Origin of the sequence: Bradyrhizobium sp. WYCCWR 13022 (genome assembly GCF_030435535.1) — a bacterium.
GTDB lineage: Bacteria > Pseudomonadota > Alphaproteobacteria > Rhizobiales > Xanthobacteraceae > Bradyrhizobium.
In genome coordinates this window covers 80063-100863 of sequence record NZ_JAUIZJ010000023.1, presented here as the reverse complement: position 1 = coordinate 100863, position 20801 = coordinate 80063, and the positions used below count along the sequence as shown (strand labels likewise).

Genomic DNA, 20801 nt, shown 5'->3' with positions numbered 1-20801 from the left:
TCGGCGTCAACAAAAAGCCCCCGCGATGGCTCGCGGGGGCTTCGTTGGCCTGGACTATGGCGACGACGATTATTCCGGGGCTACGTCACCGCTCATGATGTCGCCGAACTGTTCCCACTTCTCGCCCTTGAAGCGCTGCATCTGCAACTGGCTGATCGGGGCGAAGTCGGTCGGTCCGGTGTTGATCTTGATGCCGGGCAGCAGGGTGTCCGGCTCGAAATCCTTCAGGCTTGCCGCCTGCTTCATCAAATTGGCGCGGGTGAGATCGTCGCCGCACTGTTCCAGCGCCTTGACCAGCGTCTGGGCGGCTCCGTAGCCGTAGACGACGCTGGAGTCGGTCTTGTCGACACCGGGCATGTACTTGTCGAGGAACCCGACCCATTTCTTCATTCCGGCATCGTCGTTCCAGCGCGGATCGCTGCCGTCCTTGGCGTAGGTCGCAGACAGCACGCCCTGCGCGGCCTCGAAGCCCGCCGGCTTCATCACGCTGCCGACCGAGGACGACACGTTGGTGATGATCTGGAGCGGCTTCCAGCCGAGTTCGGCCGTCTTCTTGATGGTCTGGGCGCCGAATTTCGGCGTCGTATAGATCAAGAGCACGTCCGGATTGGCGGCCTTGATCTTGACGATGTGACCGTCGATCGACGGCTCGGAGACCTCGTAGCTCTCCTCCATGATGATCGCGGACGCAGCCTTGGCGCCGAAACCGTCCTTGGTGCCCTTGAGGTAGTCTTTGCCGAAATCGTCGTTCTGGTAGAGGATCGCGACCTTGGCGTCGGGCTTCTCCTTCATCAGCCACTTCGCGTAGATCTGCGCTTCGCTCTGGTAGGAGGGCTGCCAGCCCATGGTCCAGGGGAAGTTCTTCGGGTCGTTCCACTTGGTCGCGCCGGTGGCGACGAACAGCTGCGGGATCTTCTTGGCGTTGAGGTACTTCTGGATCGCGGTGTTCGAGGGCGTGCCGAGCGGGTTGAACACGGCGAGCACCTCGTCGCTCTCCACCAGCTTGCGGACCTGCTCCACGGCCTTTGGCGGTGAATAGCCGTCGTCATAGGTGACGTAGACGATCTTGCGGCCGTTGATGCCGCCCTTGTCGTTGATCATCTTGAAATAGGCTTCTTCGGTCTTGCCGATGATGCCGTAAGCCGACGCCGGACCGCTGTACGGCATGATGTTGCCGATCTTGATCTCGGTATCGGACGCGCCGGTGTCGTATTTCTTCTGGGCGAGGGCAGCGCTGGAGGCGAGTGTCGCGACCGCCGTTGCAAGTGCGGCGGTTCGCAGTGTTCTTCCGAAAGGCAATTGGGTCTCCTTGGTTAAAGCGACAGTCTTGACGATGAGGTCAGTTTTTCCTGAGCCTGCCTGCGAGTTGCTGGCCCAGGATCGCGAGTTGCCTCGCGCCATGCGGCACGAGGTAGATGACGAGGAACAGGAGCACGCCGAACACGGCGCCGGAGAGGCCCTTGGAGATGCCTTCCGCGATGTTCGGCACGAAGATGATGAAGGCCGCGCCCACGATCGAGCCTGGCAGCCAGCCGACGCCGCCGACGACCATGCCGAGGAACAGCTGGATCGCGAGCGTGATGGTGAAGCTGTCGGGCGCGACGAACTGCACCGCGATGGCGCTCAAGCCGCCTGCGACGCCGGTAATGGCGGCGGAGACGCCGAAGGCGAGCGTCTTGTAGAGCGCGACGTTGACGCCCATGGCGGAGGCCGCGATCTCGTTGTCGCGGATCGCCATGAAGGCGCGGCCCGAGCGGGAGCGCAGCAGGTTCACCGAGGCGACGTAGATCGCGAGCACGACGACGAGCGTGAAGTAGTACAGCCACATGTCCTGCGACATCTTCAGGCCGAACGGCGCGTCGGGCTTGGTGACGACGAGGCCCTGCACGCCGCCGGTCCAGGGCTCGAGGAAGTTCAGCTTGAGAAGCTGCGGCATCGCGGTGGCCAGTGCGAAGGTCGCCAGCGCAAGGTACACGCCGGAGAGCCGCAGCGCCGGCTGGCCGAACAGGAAGCCCACACCGAAGCAAAGCACGCCCGCGACCGGCAGGCAGAGGAAGTAGGGGATGTTGAACTGCTCCATCATCACCGCGGTGATGTAGGCGCCGATGCCGTAGAACGCGCTCTGGCCGAGCGAGAACTGGCCGGAGCCGCCGGTCAGGATGTTCAGGGCCAGCACGGCGAGACCCAGATAGAGGAGCTGGGTCAGCTGGAAGATCACGAAGTTCTTCGCGAACAAGGGAACGGCGATGAGAAGCAACAGCACCACCACCGAGGTGCCTGTGCCCAGCGTCATGGCCCGCTTCGGAACGGCTTCGACCGCCTCGTGGCCTTCGGCGACGACTTCTTCTGCTGCGCTCATGATCAAACTCGCTTGACGATGTGCCGGCCGAACAGACCAGCGGGTTTGACGACCAGGACGGAGATGATCAGCGCGAGCGCGATCGGAAGTTTCAGCTCGTTGCCGACGCCGGGGATGTAGGTGCCGGCGAGGTTCTCGAAGATGCCGACCAGGAAACCGCCGACCACGGCGCCGAACGGGCTGGTCAATCCGCCGAGCACGGCCGCGGCGAAGCCGTAGAGCAATACGCCGCCCATCATGTTGGGCTCGAGGAACACGACCGGAGCGATCAGCATGCCGGCAATGGCGCCGATCGCGGAGGCCATGCCCCAGCCGAGCGCGATCATCCAGCTCGTATTGATGCCGACGAGACGGGCCGATTCAGGCAGCGAGGCGGCGGCCCGCATCGCAAGTCCGATCCGCGTGTACTGGAAGAAGAAGAACAGGCCGATCAAGAGCAGCACGGTCACGCCGATCATGCCCGCCTGGTGGGTCGAGATGAGCTGGCTGCCTAGGAACGGCGAGGATCCGAACGGGGTCGGATATTGCTTGATGGTGAAGTCCCAGATCAGCCCGGCCGAAGAGTTGATGATCGAAAACAGGGCGATGAAGCCTGCGACATTGGTCAGGATCGGCGCCTTGGCGAGCGGCTTGAACAGGACGCGCTCGATCACGATGCCGCCGACGAAGGCGAACGCCAGCGTGATCACGAATGCGCCCCAATAGGGCACGCCCCACTGCATCAATTGCCAGGACACGAAGGTCGAGAACATCGCCATCTCGCCCTGCGCGAAGTTGAGATGGTCGATTGCCTGGTAGATCATGACGACGGCGAGCGCCATGCAGGCGTAGATGGCACCGGTGGCAATGCCGGCCAGCACCTGGTTGGTAAAAAGGTCCATCGTGCCGGCTCCTCAGTAACCCAGATAGGATTTGCGGATGTCTTCGTTGTTCGCGATGTCCTTGGCGTTGCCGGACATCACGATACGGCCGGTCTCGATCACATAGGCCTGGTCGGCGAGCTCGAGCGCGAGCTGGGCGTTCTGCTCGACCACCAGGATCGACACCTTGTCCTCGCGGTTGATCTTGCCGAGGATGCCGAACAGGTCGCGCACCACCAGCGGTGCGAGGCCGAAGGACGGCTCGTCGAGCAGCATCAGGCGCGGCCGCAGCATCAGCGCGCGCGCGACCGCGAGCATCTGCTGCTCGCCGCCGGAGAGCGTGCCGGCCTGCTGGGTGTGCCGCTGCTTCAGAACCGGGAAATGCGCATACATGCGCTCGATGTCGGAGACGATGCCGGCATTGTCCTTGCGGGTGATGGCCCCGAGCTGCAGGTTTTCCTCCACCGTCATGGTGGTGAAGGTGCCGCGGCCCTGCGGCACGTGGGCGATGCCGAAGCGCACGATGCTCTCGGTCGACCGGTTGTTCAGCGGCTTGCCGTCGAACTCGATGCCGCCGGTGGAGCGCACCATGTTGCAGATCGCCCGCAGCGTCGTGGTCTTGCCGGCGCCGTTGGCCCCGAGCAGCGTCGTCAACGAACCCTCGCTGAGCGAGAAGGAGAGGCCGTGGAGCGCCTGGACCTGGCCGTAATAGGCGCGCAGGTCCTTGACGTTGAGCAGCGTCGTCATTGGTCCTTGCTCCCGAGATAGGCCTTGATGACGTCGGGGTCGGCCTGCACCTGGGCGGGCGTACCTTCCGCGAGCTTCTTGCCGAAATTCAGCGCGACGACGTGGTCCGCGATCGACATCACGAGGCCCATGTGGTGCTCGACCAGCAGCACGGTCATGTGGCGCTCGTCACGGATTTTGCGGATGAGGTCGCCGAGGACGTAGACCTCTTCGTGGTTGAGGCCGCCGGCGGGCTCGTCGAGCAGCAGGATCTTCGGGTCCGCCGCCAGCGCGCGCGCCAGCTCGACGCGCTTCTGCGTACCGAAGGGCAGGCCGGAGACGGTGGTGTGGGCGACGTCCTCGAGACCGAGATAAGCGAGGATCTCGTGCACCTTCTTGTTCACGCTGCTCTCGCCGCGGCGAATCCAGGCGAGCCGCAGCGAGTCGCTGATGATGTCGCTGGAGGTGCGGGCGTGGGTGCCGACGCGGACATTGTCCATCACCGACAGGTTCGGAAACAGCGCCACGTTCTGGAAGGTGCGGCCGATGCCGATCTCGGCGATCCGGTGCGGCGGCCGCGACAGGATGCTCGCGCCTTCCATCAGGATGTCGCCCGACGACGGCTGGTAGAGGCGCGAGAGGCAGTTGAAGAGCGTGGTCTTGCCGGCGCCGTTGGGGCCGATCAATCCGAGGATCTGGCCCTTGTGCATGTCGAAGGACACGCCGTTGAGCGCGACGATGCCGCCGAACACGACGCTGACGTCGCGAACCGCGAGCAGGGGCGATGTCCCCTGCGCGAGCTGTGCCTGCGTCATCTCGTCTCGCCCACACGGTTCAGTGGGCGAAGGGGCGATGCAAACCGCTCCCCGTTATGACAATGGCTATCTGATCCCCTCGGCCAGGCGCGCAACTTTTCCTCCTGATTTCAGCTTTTTGCTGTCGTCTTTTTTGGATGGCGGCATCAGACCCCCAAGTGCCGCTTCGATGTTCCTTACCATCGACAGCAGACGCGGTCCAATGTCGTTGATCAAACGCTCTTCCGTGAAGCGGAATGCGGGTGCGCCACAATTGAACGCATAAGGTCCGGTTCCGTCGTTGAGCTTGAGTGCGACGCCGGCGGCGCCGATGTCGTCGTGCCAGTCGCCGACCGAGATCGCAAAGCCGTGCTTGGCGACGGTCTCGCCGGAGCGCTCCAGGCCGTCGCGCATCTTCGGCCAGCGGCTGCCGTAATGTTCGCGCAGGACGCGCGACAGTTCAGCGCGGTCCTCCTCGCCGAGCGCCCAGAAATAGGCGCGACCCATCGCGCTGGTTGCAATCGGCACGCGGGAGCCGACGTCAAGTTGAACGCCGACGGTCTCGCTGCCGCGGCTCTGTCCGAAATAGATCATGCTGTGACGATCGCGGCCGCCGATCGCGACGGCACCTCCCGTCGCGCGCATCATTTCCTCGCGGAACGGTTCGGACAAATGCCGAACACCGAGATTGGCGAGCGCCGCGTAACCCAGCGCCATCGCGGCGGGCGCGAGCTGATATTTCTCGAAACGGGGAACCGGTGTCAGGTAGCCGAGCTTCGTCAGCGTATAGGTCAGCCGCGAAACGGTCGGCTTCGGCAGATTGGTGCGGGAGGCAATCTCCTGATTGCCGAGAAGTCCGTCGCTCGGTTGGAAAGCTCGCAATACATCAAGCCCGCGGGAAAGCGCGACGACGAAATTCCGATCGGTCGCAGTCTTCTTTCCTGTACGCTTCATCCCTGATCTGCTTCTTGCGCGGAGTCGTTGACAAGCCACGTGCTTCAAAATAACCCTGCCGTCAAGATGCGGAATTAAATTCCGCACCGCGAAATCGAACAAAAGTAAGCCCCACCAAGGAGGGAAACCGTGAGCGAAGTGGTCAAGCTTGAGCGTCATGACGAAGTCGGGATCGTCACGGTCAATAGCCCTCCGGTCAATGCGCTGAGTGCCGCAGTCCGCGGTGGCATTCTGGAATGCATCAAGGCCGCCGTCGCCGATCCCGCGATCAAGGGCATCGTGCTGACCTGCGCCGGCCGCACCTTCATCGCCGGCGCCGACATCACCGAATTCGGCAAGCCGCCGAAGCCGCCGGGCCTCAACGAAGTGCTGGCCGAGATGGAGAATTCGCCGAAGCCGATCGTGGCCGCGATCCACGGCACCGCGCTCGGCGGCGGCCTCGAGGTCGCGCTCGCATGTCATTTCCGCGTGGCCGTGAAAGAGGCCAAGCTCGGCCTGCCCGAGGTGAAGCTCGGCCTGTTGCCGGGCGCCGGCGGCACCCAGCGCCTGCCGCGCGCGGTCGGTCCCGAACTCGCCGTCAAGATGATCGTCGGCGGCGATCCCATCGGTGCCGCCGAAGCGCTCAAGGCCGGCCTGATCGAGGAGATCGTCGAGGGTCCGGCGTCCGGCGGCGAAGCTTTCGTGCGCAAGCTGCTGGCCGAGAAGCGCCCGCTGCGCCGTCTGCGCGACGACGATTCCAAGATCGCTGCTGCGAAGGCCGATCGCTCGATCTTCACCAACGCGGTCGCGGCCATGACCAAGAAGGCGCGCGGCCTGGAAGCGCCGTTCGCGGCGGCCGACGCCGTCGGTGCGGCGATCGACCTGCCATTCGACGAAGGTCTAAAGAAGGAGCGCGAGGGTTTCCTCAAGCTCGTCGCCAGCGACCAGTCCAAGGCGCAGCGCTATGCGTTCTTCGCAGAGCGCGAGGCCAACAAGATCGCAGGCGTGCCCGAAGGCACCAAGTCGCGTCCCGTTAACCGAGTTGCCATTTTGGGCGCCGGCACCATGGGCGGCGGCATCGCGATGTCCTTCGCCAATGCCGGCATCCCCGTCACCTTGATCGAAACGGGCGAAGAGCAGCTCAAGCGCGGCATGGGCATCATGCAGAAGAACTGGGAAGCGACCGCGGCGCGCGGCGGCATCCCGGCTGACGCGCCCGCCAAGCGCATGGCGCTGATCAACGGTGTCGTCGGCATCGAGAACGTCGGCGATGCCGACCTGGTCATCGAAGCCGTGTTCGAGACCATGGCGGTGAAGAAGGAGGTGTTCGGCAAGCTCGACCAGTACGTCAAGCCGGGCGCCGTGCTTGCCTCCAACACCTCCTACCTCAACATCGACGAGATCGCGAAGGCGACCAAGCGCCCGCAGGACGTGCTCGGCATGCACTTCTTCTCGCCGGCCAACGTCATGAAGCTGTGCGAGATCGTCCGCGCGGACAAGACCGCGCCGGATGCGCTGGTCACTGCCGTCAGCATCGCCCGCAAGATCGCCAAGGTGCCGGCCGTGGTCGGCGTCTGCGACGGCTTCGTCGGCAACCGCATGCTGGCCCAGCGCGGCAAGCAGTCGGAGAAGCTGTTGTTCGAGGGCGCTCTGCCGCAGCAGGTCGATGCCGTCGTCACCAAGTTCGGCATGCCGATGGGCCCGTTCGCGATGGGTGACCTCGCCGGCCTCGACATCGGCTGGCGCTCGCGCAAGGACCGCGGCATCAAGTCCGAGATCGCGGACGCGCTGTGCGAAGCCGGCCGCTTCGGCCAGAAGACCGGCAAGGGCTACTACAAATATGAGGCCGGCTCCCGTGCGCCGATGCCCGATCCCGAGGTCGAGAAGCTGATCGACGAGACGCTGCTGCGCCTCGGCCGCAAGAAGCGCATCGTCAGCGACGACGAGATCCTCGAGCGCATGATGTACCCGATGATCAACGAGGGCGCGAAGATCCTCGAAGAGGGCATCGCGGCGCGCCCCTCCGACATCGACGTGGTCTGGCTCTACGGCTATGGCTGGCCGATCTACCGCGGCGGTCCGATGTTCTGGGCCGACACCGTCGGCCTCAAGCACATCGCCGATCGCCTGGCCTTCTACGCCAAGGAGACCAACGACCCGAGCCTCGAGCCCGCCCCGCTGCTGAAGAAGCTTGCGGCGGAAGGCAAGACCTTCGCCTCGCTGGCCGCGGCGTCGAAGGCGGCTTGATCGGATCGGTGGCTGCTGCGATGTCGCGCTCCGGGCAACGCTCTCTCCGTTCCCTCCCCCCTTGTGGGGGAGGGGCAGGGCGGGGGGTAGCCCCGCGCGAGAGCAGAGCTTGTGGCTACCCCTCTCCCCAACCCTCCCCCACAAGGGGGGAGGGAGCCCATCCGTCCGTGCCTGCCTTACGTGCAAAGTAACGAAGCAATGACCCATCCCGGCGAACAGTTTTACCCCGAGGGCGTGCATTGGGACGACACCATCGTCCAGGGCACGCTGCCTGACCTGCTCGCGACCGCTGCCGCAAATTACGGCCCGCGCACCGCGCTCGAGTTTCGCGATCGTCCGATCACCTATACCGAGCTTGCCGCCATGGCCGAACGCGCGGCCGCTGCGTTCCTGCGCGCCGGCTGCGGCAAGAACACCTCCGTCGCGCTGTTCCTCGGCAACACGCCGGACCATCCCGTCAATTTCTTCGGCGCGCTGAAGGCAGGCGCGCGCGTCGCGCATCTGTCGCCACTCGACGGCGAGATCGCGCTGACGCACAAGGTCTCCGACTCCGGCTCGCGCGTGCTGGTCACCTCGAACCTGCAGGCGTTGCTGCCGACCGCGCTGAAATTCCTGGAGAAGGGGCTGATCGACCGCCTCGTCGTCTGCGAGGACGACGACTGGGGTAAGGTCGGCACGCCGCAGGCGGCGATTCCAAGTGATCCCCGCATCGTCACCTTCAAGGCCTTCGTCGAGGGCGCGCCGTTGCCGGCGCAATGGCCCGCGGTTGCAGTCGATGACGTCGCGCTGCTGCAATATACCGGCGGCACCACCGGCCTGCCCAAGGGCGCCATGCTCACGCACGGCAATCTCTCCTCTGCCGTGTCGATCTACGACGTCTGGGGCAAGCCGGCACGTGCGGCGCGCGGCGACGTCGTCGAGCGCGTGATCTGCGTGCTGCCGCTGTTCCACATCTATGCGCTGACCGTCGTGCTGCTGTCATCGCTCCGCCGCGGCAATCTGATCTCGATCCATCAGCGTTTCGACGTCGAGGCCGTGATGCGGGACATCGAGGTCAAGCGCGCGACCTATTTCCCCGGCGTGCCGACGATGTGGATCGCGATCGCAGCCCTCCCCAATCTCGACAAGCGCGACTTCTCCTCGCTCAACGCGATCGGCTCCGGCGGCGCGCCGCTGCCGGTCGAGGTCGCGAGCTTCTTCGAGCGCAAGGTCGGCAAGAAGCTGAAGAGCGGCTGGGGCATGACCGAGACCTGCTCGCCCGGCACCGGCCATCCGCCTACCGGTCCCGAAAAGCCGGGCTCGATCGGCTTGATGCTGCCCGGCATCGAGCTCGACGTCGTCTCGCTGGACGATCCCACGAAGGTGCTGCCGCCGGGCGAAGTCGGTGAAATCCGCATCAAGGGCCCGAACGTCACCAAGGGCTACTGGAACAAGCCGGCGGGATCCGCAGAGGCCTTCATCGACGGCCGCTTCCTCACCGGCGACATCGGCTATGTCGACAGCGACGGCTATTTCTTCCTGGTCGACCGCAAGAAGGACATGATCATTTCCGGCGGCTTCAACGTCTATCCGCAGATGATCGAGCAGGCGATCTACACCGTTCCGGGCGTGCACGAGGTGATCGTGCTCGGCATTCCCGACCAGTATCGGGGCGAGGCCGCAAAGGCCTTCATCAAGCTGAAGCCGGACGCAAAGCCGTTCTCGCTCGACGAGCTGCGCGCGCAGCTCACGGGCAAGGTCGGCAAGCACGAATTGCCGGCGTCGGTCGAGTTCGTCGACGATCTGCCGCGCACGCCGGTCGGAAAGCTGTCGCGCCACGAATTGCGCCAGCAGCAGAAGCCATCACATCTAACGCAACCAGGAGGTCGCTCTTGACCGACGCCGTCATCGTTTCCACCGCCCGCACGCCGATCGGCAAGGCCTACCGCGGCATGCTCAACGCCACCGAGGGTGCCACGCTGCTCGGCCACGCCATCGGCGAAGCCGTCGCGCGCGCCAAGGTCGATCCGAAGGAGATCGAGGACGTCGTGATGGGCGCGGCCCTCCAGCAGGGCGCAACCGGCGGCAACATCGCGCGCAAGGCGCTGCTCCGCGCGGGTCTGCCTGTCACCGTCGCCGGCACCACGATCGACCGTCAGTGCGCCTCGGGCCTCCAGGCCATCGCGCTGGCGGCACGCTCGGTGATCTTCGACGGTGTCGAGGTCGCGGTGGGTGGCGGCGGCGAGTCGATCAGCCTCGTGCAGAACGACAAGATGAACGGCTTCCACGCCCAGGATCCGGCGCTGCTCAAGATCAAGGGCGAGGTCTACATGCCCATGATCGACACCGCGGAAATCGTCGCCAAGCGCTACGGAATCTCGCGCGAGAAGCAGGACGAGTATTCTCTCGAGAGCCAGCGCCGCACCGCAGCCGCGCAACAGGGCGGCAAGTTCAAGGACGAGCTCGCGCCGATCACGACGCAGATGGCCGTGACCGACAAGGCGACCGGCACGGTCTCGATGAAGGAAGTCACGCTGTCGCAGGACGAGGGCCCGCGCCCCGAAACCACGGCTGAAGGCCTTGCCGGCCTCAAGCCCGTGCGCGGCGAAGGGTTCTCCATCACCGCCGGCAATGCGAGCCAGCTTTCGGACGGCGCCAGCGCCTCGGTGATCATGAGCGACAAGGAAGCCGCCAGGCGCGGCCTGAGCCCGCTCGGCATCTTCCGCGGCTTCGTCTCCGCCGGCTGCGAGCCGGACGAGATGGGCATCGGCCCGGTGTTCGCCGTGCCGCGCCTGCTCAAGCGTCATGGCCTCAAGGTCGACGACATCGGCCTCTGGGAATTGAACGAAGCCTTCGCCGTGCAGGTGCTGTATTGCCGCGACAAGCTCGGCATCGACCCCGAGAAGATCAACGTCGACGGCGGGGCGATCTCGGTCGGCCATCCCTACGGCATGTCGGGCGCGCGCCTGACCGGCCATGCCCTGATCGAAGGCCGCCGCCGCAAGGCCAAGTACGCGGTCGTCACCATGTGCGTCGGCGGCGGCATGGGCGCCGCCGGTCTGTTCGAAGTTTTGCAGTAATTCACAGGAGGATCCGATGGATCTCGCATTCACGAAAGAAGAGCAGGCGTTTCGCGAGGAAGTGCGGTCATTCTTCCGCGACAACGTGCCGCCGGATACACGGCGCAAGCTGGTGGAAGGCCGCCATCTCTCGAAGGACGAGATGGTGACGTGGTGGCGCATCCTCAACAAGAAGGGCTGGGGCACCAGCCACTGGCCGACGCAGTATGGTGGCACGGGCTGGACCTCGGTGCAGCACTACATCTTCAACGAGGAGCTGCAGTCCTACCCGGCGCCGCAGCCGCTCGCCTTCGGCGTCAGCATGGTCGGCCCCGTGATCTACACCTTCGGCAGCGAAGAGCAGAAGAAGAAGTACCTGCCGCGCATCGCCAACGTCGACGATTGGTGGTGCCAGGGCTTCTCCGAGCCGGGTTCGGGTTCTGACCTCGCTTCGCTCAAGACCAAGGCCGAGCGCAAGGGCGACAAGTGGATCATCAACGGCCAGAAGACCTGGACGACGCTCGCCCAGCACGCCGACATGATCTTCTGCCTCTGCCGCACCGACGCCAGCGCCAAGAAGCAGATGGGCATCTCCTTCATCGTGTTCTCGATGAAATCCAAGGGCGTCACCGTACGCCCGATCCAGACCATCGACGGCGGTCACGAGGTCAACGAGGTGTTCTTCGACGACGTCGAGGTGCCCTACGAGAACCTGATCGGCGAGGAGAACAAGGGTTGGGACTACGCCAAGTTCCTGCTCGGCAACGAGCGCACCGGCATCGCGCGCGTCGGCGTCTCCAAGGAGCGGTTGCGGCGCATCCGCGATCTCGCCGGCAAGGTCGAGTCCGGCGGCAAGCCGATCATCCAGGACGCGGCGTTCCGCGAGAAGCTCGCCGCGTGCGAGATCGAGCTGAAGGCGCTCGAACTGACTCAGCTCCGCGTCGTCGCCGACGAGGGCAAGCACGGCAAGGGCAAGCCCAATCCGGCCTCCTCGGTGCTGAAGATCAAGGGCTCCGAGATCCAGCAGACCACCACCGAGCTCTTGATGGAAGTGATCGGCCCGTTCGCCGCGCCCTACGACGTGCACGGCGACGACGGCTCCAACGAGGCGATGGACTGGACCGCCCAGATCGCGCCGAGCTACTTCAACAACCGCAAGGTCTCGATCTACGGCGGCTCCAACGAGATCCAGCGCAACATCATCGCCAAGGCGGTGCTGGGGCTGTGATTCAACAATGACGGTGTCGTCCCCCGCGAAAAAGGGGACCCGGTACGCCGCGGCAGTCGTGAGTACGTCAGGCGGCTGCGTTTACTGGATCCCCGCCTTCGCGGGGATGACGTCTGAGGGTGAGGCGACGGCAGGGCAATTCCCGCCGATTTGGAGAGAAACATGGATTTTGATTTGACCGAGGAGCAGCGGCTCCTGAAGGACAGCATCGACGGCCTGCTGACCGATTCCTACGATTTCGAGAGCCGCAAGAAGTACATGAAGGAGAAGGGCGGCTGGAGCCAAGCCGTCTGGGGCAAGCTCGCCGAGCAGGGCCTGTTGGGTCTGCCCTTCAGCGAGGCCGATGGCGGCTTCGGCGGCGGCGGTGTCGAGACCATGATCGTGATGGAAGCGCTCGGCAAGGCGCTCGTGCTCGAGCCGTATCTGGCAACCGTGGTGATCGGCGGCGGCTTCCTGCGCCATGCCGGCACCGATGCGCAGAAGGCCGCGCATGTGCCGGGGATCGTCGACGGCAGCAAGACGCTGGCGTTCGCCCAGCTCGAGAAGAACTCGCGCTACGACCTGTTCGACGTCGCCACGACGGCGAAGAAGAAGGGCGACGGCTGGGTGATCGACGGCGAGAAGTTCGTCGTGCTCAACGGCGAGAACGCCGACACGCTTCTGGTCACCGCGCGCACCAGGGGTGGCCGCCGCGACACGACCGGCATCGGCGTGTTCCTGGTGCCGGCGAATGCCAAGGGCGTCACCAGGAAGTCCTATCCGACCCAGGACGGCCTGCACGCCGCCGACATCACCTTCACCGGTGTCGAGGTTGGCAGCGACGCCGCGATCGGCAATCCCGACGACTCGCTCGCTCTGATCGAGCGCGTGGTGGACGAAGCGCGCGTCGCGCTCTGCGCCGAAGCCGTCGGCCTGATGGATGAATCGCTGAAGACGACCGTCGAGTACATCAAGACGCGCAAGCAGTTTGGCGTCGCGATCGGTTCGTTCCAGTCGTTGCAGCACCGCGCCTCCGACATGTTCGTCGCGGCCGAGCAGGCGCGCTCGATGTCGATGTTCGCGACCATGGCGAACGATTTCGAGAACGCCAAGGAGCGCGCCAACGCCATCGCAGCGGCCAAGGTGCAGATCGGCAAGTCGCTGAAGTTCGTCGGCCAGCAGGCGATCCAGCTCCACGGCGGCATCGGCATGACCATGGAGGCGAAGATCGGCCACTACTTCAAGCGCCTGACCATGATCGAGAACACCTTTGGCGACACCGACTACCACCAGCGTCGCGTCGCGGATGCGGGTGGGTTGATCTAACTCGAACGAGACCACACGAAGACTGTCGTCCCCCGCGAAAGCGGGGGATCCAGTACGCCGCGGCCTCTCGATTCCAGCCGCGCCGTCTCTGGAATACTGGATCGCCCGGTCAAGCCGGGCGATGACACCGAACTAGCGGCATCAGCGGAGCAACAACAATGAAGAACACCCCGTTCGATCTCACCGGCAAGGTCGCCGTCGTCACCGGCTCCAGCCGCGGCATCGGCCGCTCATCGGCAGAGCTGCTGGCAAAACTCGGCGCCAAGGTCGTGGTGTCCTCGCGCAAGGCCGATGCCTGCAAGGAGGTCGCCGACGGCATCATTGCCGGCGGCGGCGATGCGATCGTCATTCCCTGCAACATCGCGCGCAGGAACGAGGTCGAGGCGCTGATCGCAGGCGCCACCAGGCACTACGGCAAGATCGACATCCTCGTCTGCAACGCCGCGGTGAACCCGTATTACGGCCCGCTGCTCGACATCACCGACGAGGCCTTCGACAAGATCATGGGCTCGAACGTCAAGAGCAACATCTGGCTCTCCGCGCTCGCGATCCCCCAGATGGCGGAGCGCGGCAACGGCTCCGTTGTCATCATCTCCTCGATCGGGGGCTTGCGCGGCTCCACCGTCATCGGCGCCTACGGCATCTCCAAGGCGGCCGACTTCGCGCTGTGCCGCTCGCTTGCCGGCGAATGGGGGCCGAAGGGGGTCCGCGTCAATTGCATCGCACCCGGCCTCGTCAAGACCGACTTCGCCCGCGCTCTGTGGGAAGACGAAGCCAACCTCAAGCGCCGCACCGCCACCACGCCGCTTCGCCGCATCGGCGAGCCCGACGAGATCGCCGGCGCCGTCGCCTATCTCGCCTCGGACGCTTCGAGCTTCATGACCGGCCAGACCATCGTCATCGACGGCGGCGTGACGACGGCTGCGGTGTAGCTTTTACTGCTTGAAATTGCGAAGAAGCTGAGAGCGGACGCCACGCCGCATGAACGAATGCTGTGGCGCGCCCTCAAAGAGCTTCCAATGGAAGGTTCGCATTTTCGGCGGCAGGCGCCGATTGGTTCTTACATTGTCGACTTCCTCTGTCCAGCCAAACACCTCATCATCGAGCTTGACGGCGGACACCACAACGAGGACGCGACAGCAGCTCGTGACCTCGAACGCCAACGCTGGCTCGAGAACGAAGGCTGCCGCGTCATTCGGTTCTGGAACTCGGAGATCACGAGCGATCTGACCGCCGTCCTCGAACGCATCTATGTCGAGCTCTACGGATCGCGCGAGGCGGAAACGATCAAGTTGAAACATCGACGCAAATAAAGCTTCGCTGTTTACCCTCCCCTGGAGGGGGAGGGTCGATCGCGCGCAGCGCGAGCGGGGTGGGGTGATCTCTCCACACGGGTACTGTCGGATGCGGAGCGACCGTCACCCCACCCGTCTCACATTTCGCTGCGCTCAATGCGAGCCGACCCTCCCCTCCAGGGGAGGGAAAGAAAGGGGCCCCCCATCGCACCTTGACCTTCCGCCGCCAATCCGCTCCCTATGGCGCGACACAATGATCCCCCAGGGGAAAACGCCAAAATAACGCCAAGGGTGCTTCCATGTCTTTCGTCCTCGCCATCGACCAGGGCACCACCTCCTCGCGCGCGATCGTGTTTCGCGGCGACATTTCCATTGCCGCGACGGCGCAGCAGGAGTTTCCGCAGCATTTTCCGGCCTCGGGCTGGGTGGAGCATGAGCCGGAGGACATCTGGACCTCGACCGTGATGGTCTGCCGCGATGCGATCGAGAAGGCGGGGATCAGCGCGAAGGACATCGCCGCGATCGGCATCACCAACCAGCGCGAGACCACCGTGGTGTGGGATCGCGCCACCGGCCAGGCCGTGCACCGCGCCATCGTCTGGCAGGATCGTCGCACCGCCGACGTCTGCGCGAAGCTGAAGCACGACGGCCGCGAGCCCGTCATCACGCAGAAGACCGGCCTGATCGTCGATCCCTATTTCTCCGGGACCAAGGTCGCCTGGATCCTCGACCACGTCCCTGGTGCGCGCGCCCGCGCCGCGCGCGGCGAGCTGATGTTCGGCACCGTCGATTGCTACCTGCTGTGGCGCCTCACCGGTGGCAAGGTGCACGCCACCGACGCCACCAATGCCTCGCGCACGCTGCTGTTCAACATCCACACCGGCCAGTGGGACGACGAGCTGCTGGAGATCATCGGCGTGCCGCGCTCGATGCTGCCGGAGGTGAAGGATTCCTCGGCCGCTTACGGCGAAAGCACGCCGGACCTGTTCGGCGGCGCCATCGCCATCTCGGGCATCGCCGGCGATCAGCAGGCCGCCACCATCGGCCAGGCCTGCTTCCGCCCGGGCATGATCAAATCGACCTACGGCACCGGCTGCTTCGCGCTGCTCAACACCGGCACCACGCCCGTGGTGTCCAGGAACAAGCTGCTCACCACCATCGCCTATCAGCTCGGCGGAAAACGCACCTACGCGCTCGAGGGTTCGATCTTCGTCGCCGGCAGCGCGGTGCAATGGCTGCGCGACGGCATCAAGCTGATCAAGCATGCCGCCGAGACCGGACCTCTTGCCGATCAGTCGGACCCCATGCAGAGCGTCTATCTCGTGCCGTCCTTCGTCGGCATGGGGGCGCCCTACTGGAATCCGCGGGTGCGCGGCGCGCTGTTCGGGCTGACCCGCAACACCGGCCCGGCCGAGATCGCGCACGCGACGCTGGAGAGCGTCTGCTACCAGACCTACGATCTTCGCGCGGCGATGCGCGCCGACTGGCCCGGCGAAAAGGCCGAGAACGTGCTGCGCGTCGACGGCGGCATGACCGCGTCGGACTGGACCATGCAGCGTCTCGCCGACCTGCTCGACGCGCCGGTCGATCGTCCCGTGATTCAGGAAACCACGGCACTGGGTGCTGCCTATCTCGCCGGCCTCGCCGCCGGCGTCTATCCCGAGCCGACGCAGTTCGCCGACAATTGGCGGCTGGAGCACCGCTTCAGACCGAACATGAGCCAGGCCACGCGCGAGCGGAAGCTCGCCGGCTGGGCCCGCGCGGTGAAGGGTGTGCTGGCGAGCGACGAGGGGGAGGAGTGATCCTCCCCGACGGCTATTCCGATGTGCCCCACGGGAAGATCGCGGCCGTCGTCACCCATCTGGAGATGACCGCACCTCCCGCGCGCCGCGACGATCCGCCGGGCACGTGGTCCTTGCGCAAGGTCGATACGCCGCCGCTTCCCTGGTATCGCGATCTCTTCCGTCGTGTCGGCGAGAACTGGCTGTGGTTCTCGCGCGCACGGATGAACGACGCCGAGCTCGCCGCGATCGTCCACGCTACTGGTATCGAGGTCTACGCGCTCGTCGTCGACGATCGCCAGGAAGGCCTGCTGGAGCTGGATTTCCGTCAGCCCGGCCAGTGCGAGCTCGTCTATTTCGGCGTCACCGCTGGGCTGATCGGCACCGGCGCCGCCCGCTTCCTGATGAACCGCGCGCTGGAGCGCGCCTGGTCCGGCGAGGTGCGCCGCGTCTGGGTGCATACCTGCACCCTCGACCATCCCTCGGCCGTCGCGTTCTATCAGCGCTCCGGCTTCCGTCCGTTCCGTCGCCAGATCGAGATTGCGGATGATCCGCGGCTCGACGGCACGGCGCCGCGCGATGCGGCGAAGCATGTGCCTGTTATCGCTTAGGGAGCGGCGACGGCGCGTTCAATAATTGTATCGCACGCCGAAGCTGAATCCCTGCGCGAGCAGGTTCGTCGTGTTCATCACCGGCAGCGGCCGGGTCGGGCCCGCGGGCGGGCCTGGCGGCACCAGGCTCGGATTGACGGTGGTGTCGATCAGCCCGCCGGCGCGCTGCACGCCGGTCCAGTACAGCACGTCGTAGCCGACGGTCAGGCGCCAGGCCGGCGCAATCTGGTAGCCCGCCTTCAGCGACAGTTCCGGCACCACGGCGAATTTGGTCTGCGAGAAATGGCCGCTGTTGCTGGCGAGCGCGAGGAAGCCGCCCGGCACCGTCGTGGTGACGGCGGCGACGGTCGAAATCGTCGAGCCCGAAACGTCGGCGGTGTTGAAGACGGCGCCGAGCGCGACCTTGCCGCGCCATTCCAGCGACCAGGGGCCATTGCGCCAGTCGCCGGCGAGGCCGAGATCGAGACCGTGGAAGTTGCTCGCCGCCTTGAAATTGTCTGTCGGCGTGAACGTCCCGAAGGCGAGGCTGGTCGAGGTGTCGGTGATCCACAGCGTGTCGGAGGCGCGCAAGTACCGATAGCCGATCAGCGCGCTGATGCGCTGTCCGCTCCACATTCCCAAACCTTGGATATTCAGATCCTGGCGATAGAGCGCGCCGGCGCCGAGCAGGCGCGATGTCTCGCTGGCGTCGACGCTGCCGGTGGAGACACCAGGAAACCCTGCGATCAGCGCGTCGGGAAGTCCCGTCAGCACGTTGGTGAAAGGCCGCGTCAGGATCGGATAGGCGCCGGAATCGGCCGCAAAGCCGGTCCCGATAGTCTCCAGTCCGAAGAATGACGCCTCGATGCCGCGGCTGCGCTGCGGATCGAACCAGTAGCCGGCCGTGATGCGGCCACCCGAGCGCCAATCATTGTTGACGCTGGAATTGCCGAACAGCACGGTCGTGGTCGGCTGCCCGAGCACGCCGGCCACGCCCAGTGGCGTGCCGACGGGCGCTGTCGTCACCAGCGCGGGCAGCTTGTCCCCGGTCACGCTCCAGGCGAGATACTCTGTCTCTGCCCAGAACGGATTGAATTCGACGGCTTTTGGCGGCGCCTTGAGCGGCAGGTCGGCGGCAACCGCGCCACCATTCAGCGAGACCGCCGCAAGCGCCACCCCAGCCGCTGCCGCCAACTGCCGGTTCATCGGACCTTCCCCAAGGTTCCCCGGACTGAACCATGCGATGTCTTGTTCGGCAAGGTGAAGTGGACCGTGACGACAAAGGAACCTGCGGCTGTTGCCGCAAAGCCTCGTTGTTGAGACCACTAACCGTCGAACTTCACCGCCGTCGTATTCGCACCGCAAACCAGCACCGCGATGCGCTCATCGGGCGAAGGTCGATAGCCGCCCGAGAGCAGCGCCGCGAACGCCGCCGCGCCGCCGGGCTCAGTGACCAGGCGCAGGCGCGACCACAGCGCAGCCTGGGCCTGCCGGATCGAATCGTCGCTGACCAGGACGACGCGCTCGACATGGGCGCGCGCGATCGGAAACATCAATTCGCCGACACGCCGCGGCGCGAGGCTGTCGGCAGCGAGGCCGCTGGCCGGCGCGTCGACCGGGGCGCCTGCTTCGAACGCGTCGTGCAAAGTCGGTGAGAGCTCGGGCTCCACGGCAATGATGCGGGTCCGGCCGGCGCTCCACGCGGCGATGCCGCCGATCAGCCCGCCGCCGCCGACGGCGACCAGCAGCGTGTCGATTTCAGGCGCGTCCTGCTCCAGTTCGAGGCCGACGCTGCCCTGGCCGAGCAGGGTCTCTGCCTGGTCGTAGGCGTGAACGGCCATGGCGCCGGTCCGCGCGACATGCGCTTCACTGGCCGCAAGCGCATCGGCATAGCGGTTGCCCGCGATCACGAGCTCGGCGCCGTAGCCCTTGATCCGCTCGGCCTTGGCGGGCGAGGTGATGTCAGGCACGAAAATCGTCGCGGGCACTTTGAGCCGCTGCGCCGCGTAGGCGACCGCCGCGCCGTGATTGCCGCCGGACGCGGCGACGACACCGGCTTGCGGCACTTGCCGCAGCAGCAGATTGGCAAACGCGCCCCGCGCCTTGAACGAACCGGAATGCTGCAACAGCTCGAGCTTGAAGATGACGGGCGCGGGTGCAAGCCCGAAATCGGCGAGGTCGGCTGCAAGCAGCGGCGTGCGGCGGATATGCGGACGGATGACGGCTTCGGTCGCCGCGATCCGCTCGCGCGTGATGTCTGATGTCGCTGTCATGGTGGTGAATGCTAGCGATGCGCGCCAAGTGCATCAAGCCGCGGACCATGTCCAAGCGCGGTGGCTCGCAATGACGGTTTCGCAGGCTACCGCTGTCAAAACACCTTCTGCTCGGCCCGCGCCAGCGAGAACCCATGCTGCATGGCGTTGAAGCACGTCAGCCCCGTCTGCTCTGACCGACAGGTGAATCCCGCGCGCTGCCATACCTCGCCATAGGCGAGCACCGGCAGTGACGGGTCCATGACGGTGTCGCCGGCGCAGATGCGCCCCGCAGCGCCCTTCGCGCTCATCTCGAAGGCGTGGCCATAGTCGAGCTCGCAATCGGCGGGGCGGCGCGGGCGCGCGTCCATATTGGTGATGTTGCAGCGGAGCATGCCCTGTCCGTTGTCGGTGTAGAACTGGCAGCCGATGTTCTTCGACGGCGTCTGGAAGCCGATCGGGCGGTCCTGCGCGTGGGCGAAGTTCACTGCTGCGAGCAGGGCGAGCACGGTGAATGAACGTAACAACATGACGGGACTCCCGGCGGTCGGCGGCCCATTGATTCCGCGTTGTTGCGTTGCGCGCAATGCTCTCCTTCCAAGATGTTTGTTGCGGACGCCGCCCAATGACGATGAACTGTTCGGCCCTGCCTTGTCTAACGACAGAGAGAAGCGAGAACCATGTTCCTGATCGGCCAATATGATTCCCCCTTCGTCCGCCGCGTCGCGATTGCGCTGCGGCTCTACGGGCTCAGCTTCGAGCACAGGCCATGGTCGACCTTCGGCGATGCCGACAAGATCGCACCGTACAATCCGCTGCGTCGGGTGCCGACACTAGTGCTGGACGACGGCGAGGCGCTGATCGAGAGCACGATCATTCTGGACTATCTCGACGAGTTCGTCGGGCCTGATAAGGCGATGCTGCCGCGAAGCGGTGCCGAGCGCCGCCGGCATTTGCGGATCTGCGCGCTCGCGACCGGCCTCGGCGATAAGGCGGTCAGCCTGCTCTACGAGCGCGTGCTGCGGAAGGAGCAGCTCGCGCTATGGGTCGAGCGCTGCCAGGCGCAGATCGGCGATGTGCTCGGCGTGCTCGAGGCCGAGCGGGCCAAGGTGACGACGCCGTATTGGCTGGGGATGCGCACCGGCCATGCCGACATTGCGGTTGCCTGCGTCGTCAGGTTCACCCGCGAGGCGCATCCGCAACTGTTCGATGCGGCACGCTATCCGGCGCTGTCGGCGCATGCCGATCGCTGCGAAGCGCTGGTCCCGTTCCAGGAGATCGTGCAGCCGCTGGCGCCGCCGAAGGGGTGAGAGGGCCGTGCCCGAGGGACAATGTCGCGATCACGCGCGCGGTTCCGATCCTGCACTCTTACAGGTGTTTTGCCCGACGGAGC

The 20801-nt window shown here is 65.4% G+C and carries 19 protein-coding genes; 10 read left to right on the top strand and 9 right to left on the bottom strand.

Annotated features, from left to right (window positions below):
• Positions 1 to 69 precede the first annotated feature (69 nt).
• From QY049_RS27435 to QY049_RS27410, 6 genes are all read right to left on the bottom strand, one after another.
• On the bottom strand, positions 70 to 1299 hold the full coding sequence (locus QY049_RS27435) for an ABC transporter substrate-binding protein (RefSeq protein WP_258765044.1): 1230 nt from the start codon (positions 1297 to 1299) through the stop codon (positions 70 to 72).
• A 40-nt stretch (positions 1300 to 1339) separates the two neighbouring features.
• Entirely contained in the window at positions 1340 to 2359 is a 1020-nt protein-coding gene (locus tag QY049_RS27430; RefSeq protein ID WP_194479448.1) for a branched-chain amino acid ABC transporter permease, read from the bottom strand.
• A 2-nt stretch (positions 2360 to 2361) separates the two neighbouring features.
• The gene (locus tag QY049_RS27425; protein ID WP_194479449.1) at positions 2362 to 3240 is read right to left on the bottom strand and encodes a branched-chain amino acid ABC transporter permease; all 879 of its coding nucleotides are present in this window, start codon (positions 3238 to 3240) and stop codon (positions 2362 to 2364) included.
• A 12-nt stretch (positions 3241 to 3252) separates the two neighbouring features.
• Positions 3253 to 3966, bottom strand: coding sequence for an ABC transporter ATP-binding protein (locus QY049_RS27420; protein ID WP_194479450.1), 714 nt, complete (start codon positions 3964 to 3966; stop codon positions 3253 to 3255).
• Entirely contained in the window at positions 3963 to 4760 is a 798-nt protein-coding gene (locus tag QY049_RS27415) for an ABC transporter ATP-binding protein (RefSeq protein ID WP_194479451.1), read from the bottom strand. The genes QY049_RS27420 and QY049_RS27415 overlap by 4 nt, the downstream gene beginning before the upstream one ends.
• 66 nt (positions 4761 to 4826) lie before the next feature.
• Positions 4827 to 5693, bottom strand: coding sequence for an IclR family transcriptional regulator (locus QY049_RS27410; RefSeq protein WP_194482591.1), 867 nt, complete (start codon positions 5691 to 5693; stop codon positions 4827 to 4829).
• Positions 5694 to 5822: 129 nt separating this feature from the next.
• On the opposite strand from QY049_RS27410, the gene QY049_RS27405 reads away from it, so the two are divergent.
• From QY049_RS27405 to QY049_RS27365, 9 genes are all read left to right on the top strand, one after another.
• Complete coding sequence (locus QY049_RS27405) at positions 5823 to 7919, top strand: 3-hydroxyacyl-CoA dehydrogenase NAD-binding domain-containing protein (RefSeq protein ID WP_194479452.1); 2097 nt, start codon at positions 5823 to 5825, stop codon at positions 7917 to 7919.
• A gap of 198 nt (positions 7920 to 8117) precedes the next feature.
• On the top strand, positions 8118 to 9794 hold the full coding sequence (gene pimA, locus QY049_RS27400) for a dicarboxylate--CoA ligase PimA (protein WP_258765045.1): 1677 nt from the start codon (positions 8118 to 8120) through the stop codon (positions 9792 to 9794).
• Positions 9791 to 10978: an acetyl-CoA C-acyltransferase gene (locus tag QY049_RS27395; protein WP_194479454.1), complete on the top strand. Its 1188-nt coding sequence runs from the start codon at positions 9791 to 9793 to the stop codon at positions 10976 to 10978. The genes pimA and QY049_RS27395 overlap by 4 nt, the downstream gene beginning before the upstream one ends.
• Before the next feature lie 16 nt (positions 10979 to 10994).
• Positions 10995 to 12185 (top strand): pimeloyl-CoA dehydrogenase large subunit, encoded by a 1191-nt coding sequence (pimC, locus tag QY049_RS27390; protein ID WP_194479455.1) that lies wholly within the window; start codon positions 10995 to 10997, stop codon positions 12183 to 12185.
• A 162-nt stretch (positions 12186 to 12347) separates the two neighbouring features.
• The gene (gene pimD, locus QY049_RS27385; protein WP_258765046.1) at positions 12348 to 13490 is read left to right on the top strand and encodes a pimeloyl-CoA dehydrogenase small subunit; all 1143 of its coding nucleotides are present in this window, start codon (positions 12348 to 12350) and stop codon (positions 13488 to 13490) included.
• Positions 13491 to 13648: 158 nt separating this feature from the next.
• Positions 13649 to 14422, top strand: a complete 774-nt coding sequence (locus QY049_RS27380) for an SDR family NAD(P)-dependent oxidoreductase (RefSeq protein WP_258765047.1) — start codon at positions 13649 to 13651, stop codon at positions 14420 to 14422.
• Positions 14423 to 14428: 6 nt separating this feature from the next.
• On the top strand, positions 14429 to 14803 hold the full coding sequence (locus QY049_RS27375; protein WP_367401205.1) for an endonuclease domain-containing protein: 375 nt from the start codon (positions 14429 to 14431) through the stop codon (positions 14801 to 14803).
• A 281-nt stretch (positions 14804 to 15084) separates the two neighbouring features.
• Entirely contained in the window at positions 15085 to 16587 is a 1503-nt protein-coding gene (gene glpK, locus QY049_RS27370; RefSeq protein ID WP_258765048.1) for a glycerol kinase GlpK, read from the top strand.
• The gene (locus QY049_RS27365) at positions 16584 to 17177 is read left to right on the top strand and encodes an N-acetyltransferase (protein ID WP_258765049.1); all 594 of its coding nucleotides are present in this window, start codon (positions 16584 to 16586) and stop codon (positions 17175 to 17177) included. Before glpK ends, QY049_RS27365 begins: the two co-directional genes overlap by 4 nt.
• 18 nt (positions 17178 to 17195) lie before the next feature.
• Here the strand turns inward: QY049_RS27365 and QY049_RS27360 are convergent, their stop codons facing one another.
• The 3 genes from QY049_RS27360 to QY049_RS27350 all read right to left on the bottom strand — a co-directional run bounded on the left by QY049_RS27360 (position 17196) and on the right by QY049_RS27350 (position 19938).
• Positions 17196 to 18362 (bottom strand): BBP7 family outer membrane beta-barrel protein, encoded by a 1167-nt coding sequence (locus QY049_RS27360; protein WP_258765050.1) that lies wholly within the window; start codon positions 18360 to 18362, stop codon positions 17196 to 17198.
• 119 nt (positions 18363 to 18481) lie between these two features.
• The gene (locus QY049_RS27355; RefSeq protein ID WP_258765051.1) at positions 18482 to 19429 is read right to left on the bottom strand and encodes a threonine/serine dehydratase; all 948 of its coding nucleotides are present in this window, start codon (positions 19427 to 19429) and stop codon (positions 18482 to 18484) included.
• A 95-nt stretch (positions 19430 to 19524) separates the two neighbouring features.
• Entirely contained in the window at positions 19525 to 19938 is a 414-nt protein-coding gene (locus tag QY049_RS27350) for a DUF6636 domain-containing protein (protein ID WP_258765052.1), read from the bottom strand.
• 150 nt (positions 19939 to 20088) lie between these two features.
• On the opposite strand from QY049_RS27350, the gene QY049_RS27345 reads away from it, so the two are divergent.
• Positions 20089 to 20718 carry a glutathione S-transferase family protein gene (locus QY049_RS27345; protein ID WP_258765053.1) on the top strand — a complete coding sequence of 210 codons (630 nt, stop codon included), beginning with the start codon at positions 20089 to 20091 and terminating at the stop codon, positions 20716 to 20718.
• Positions 20719 to 20801: the final 83 nt, after the last annotated feature.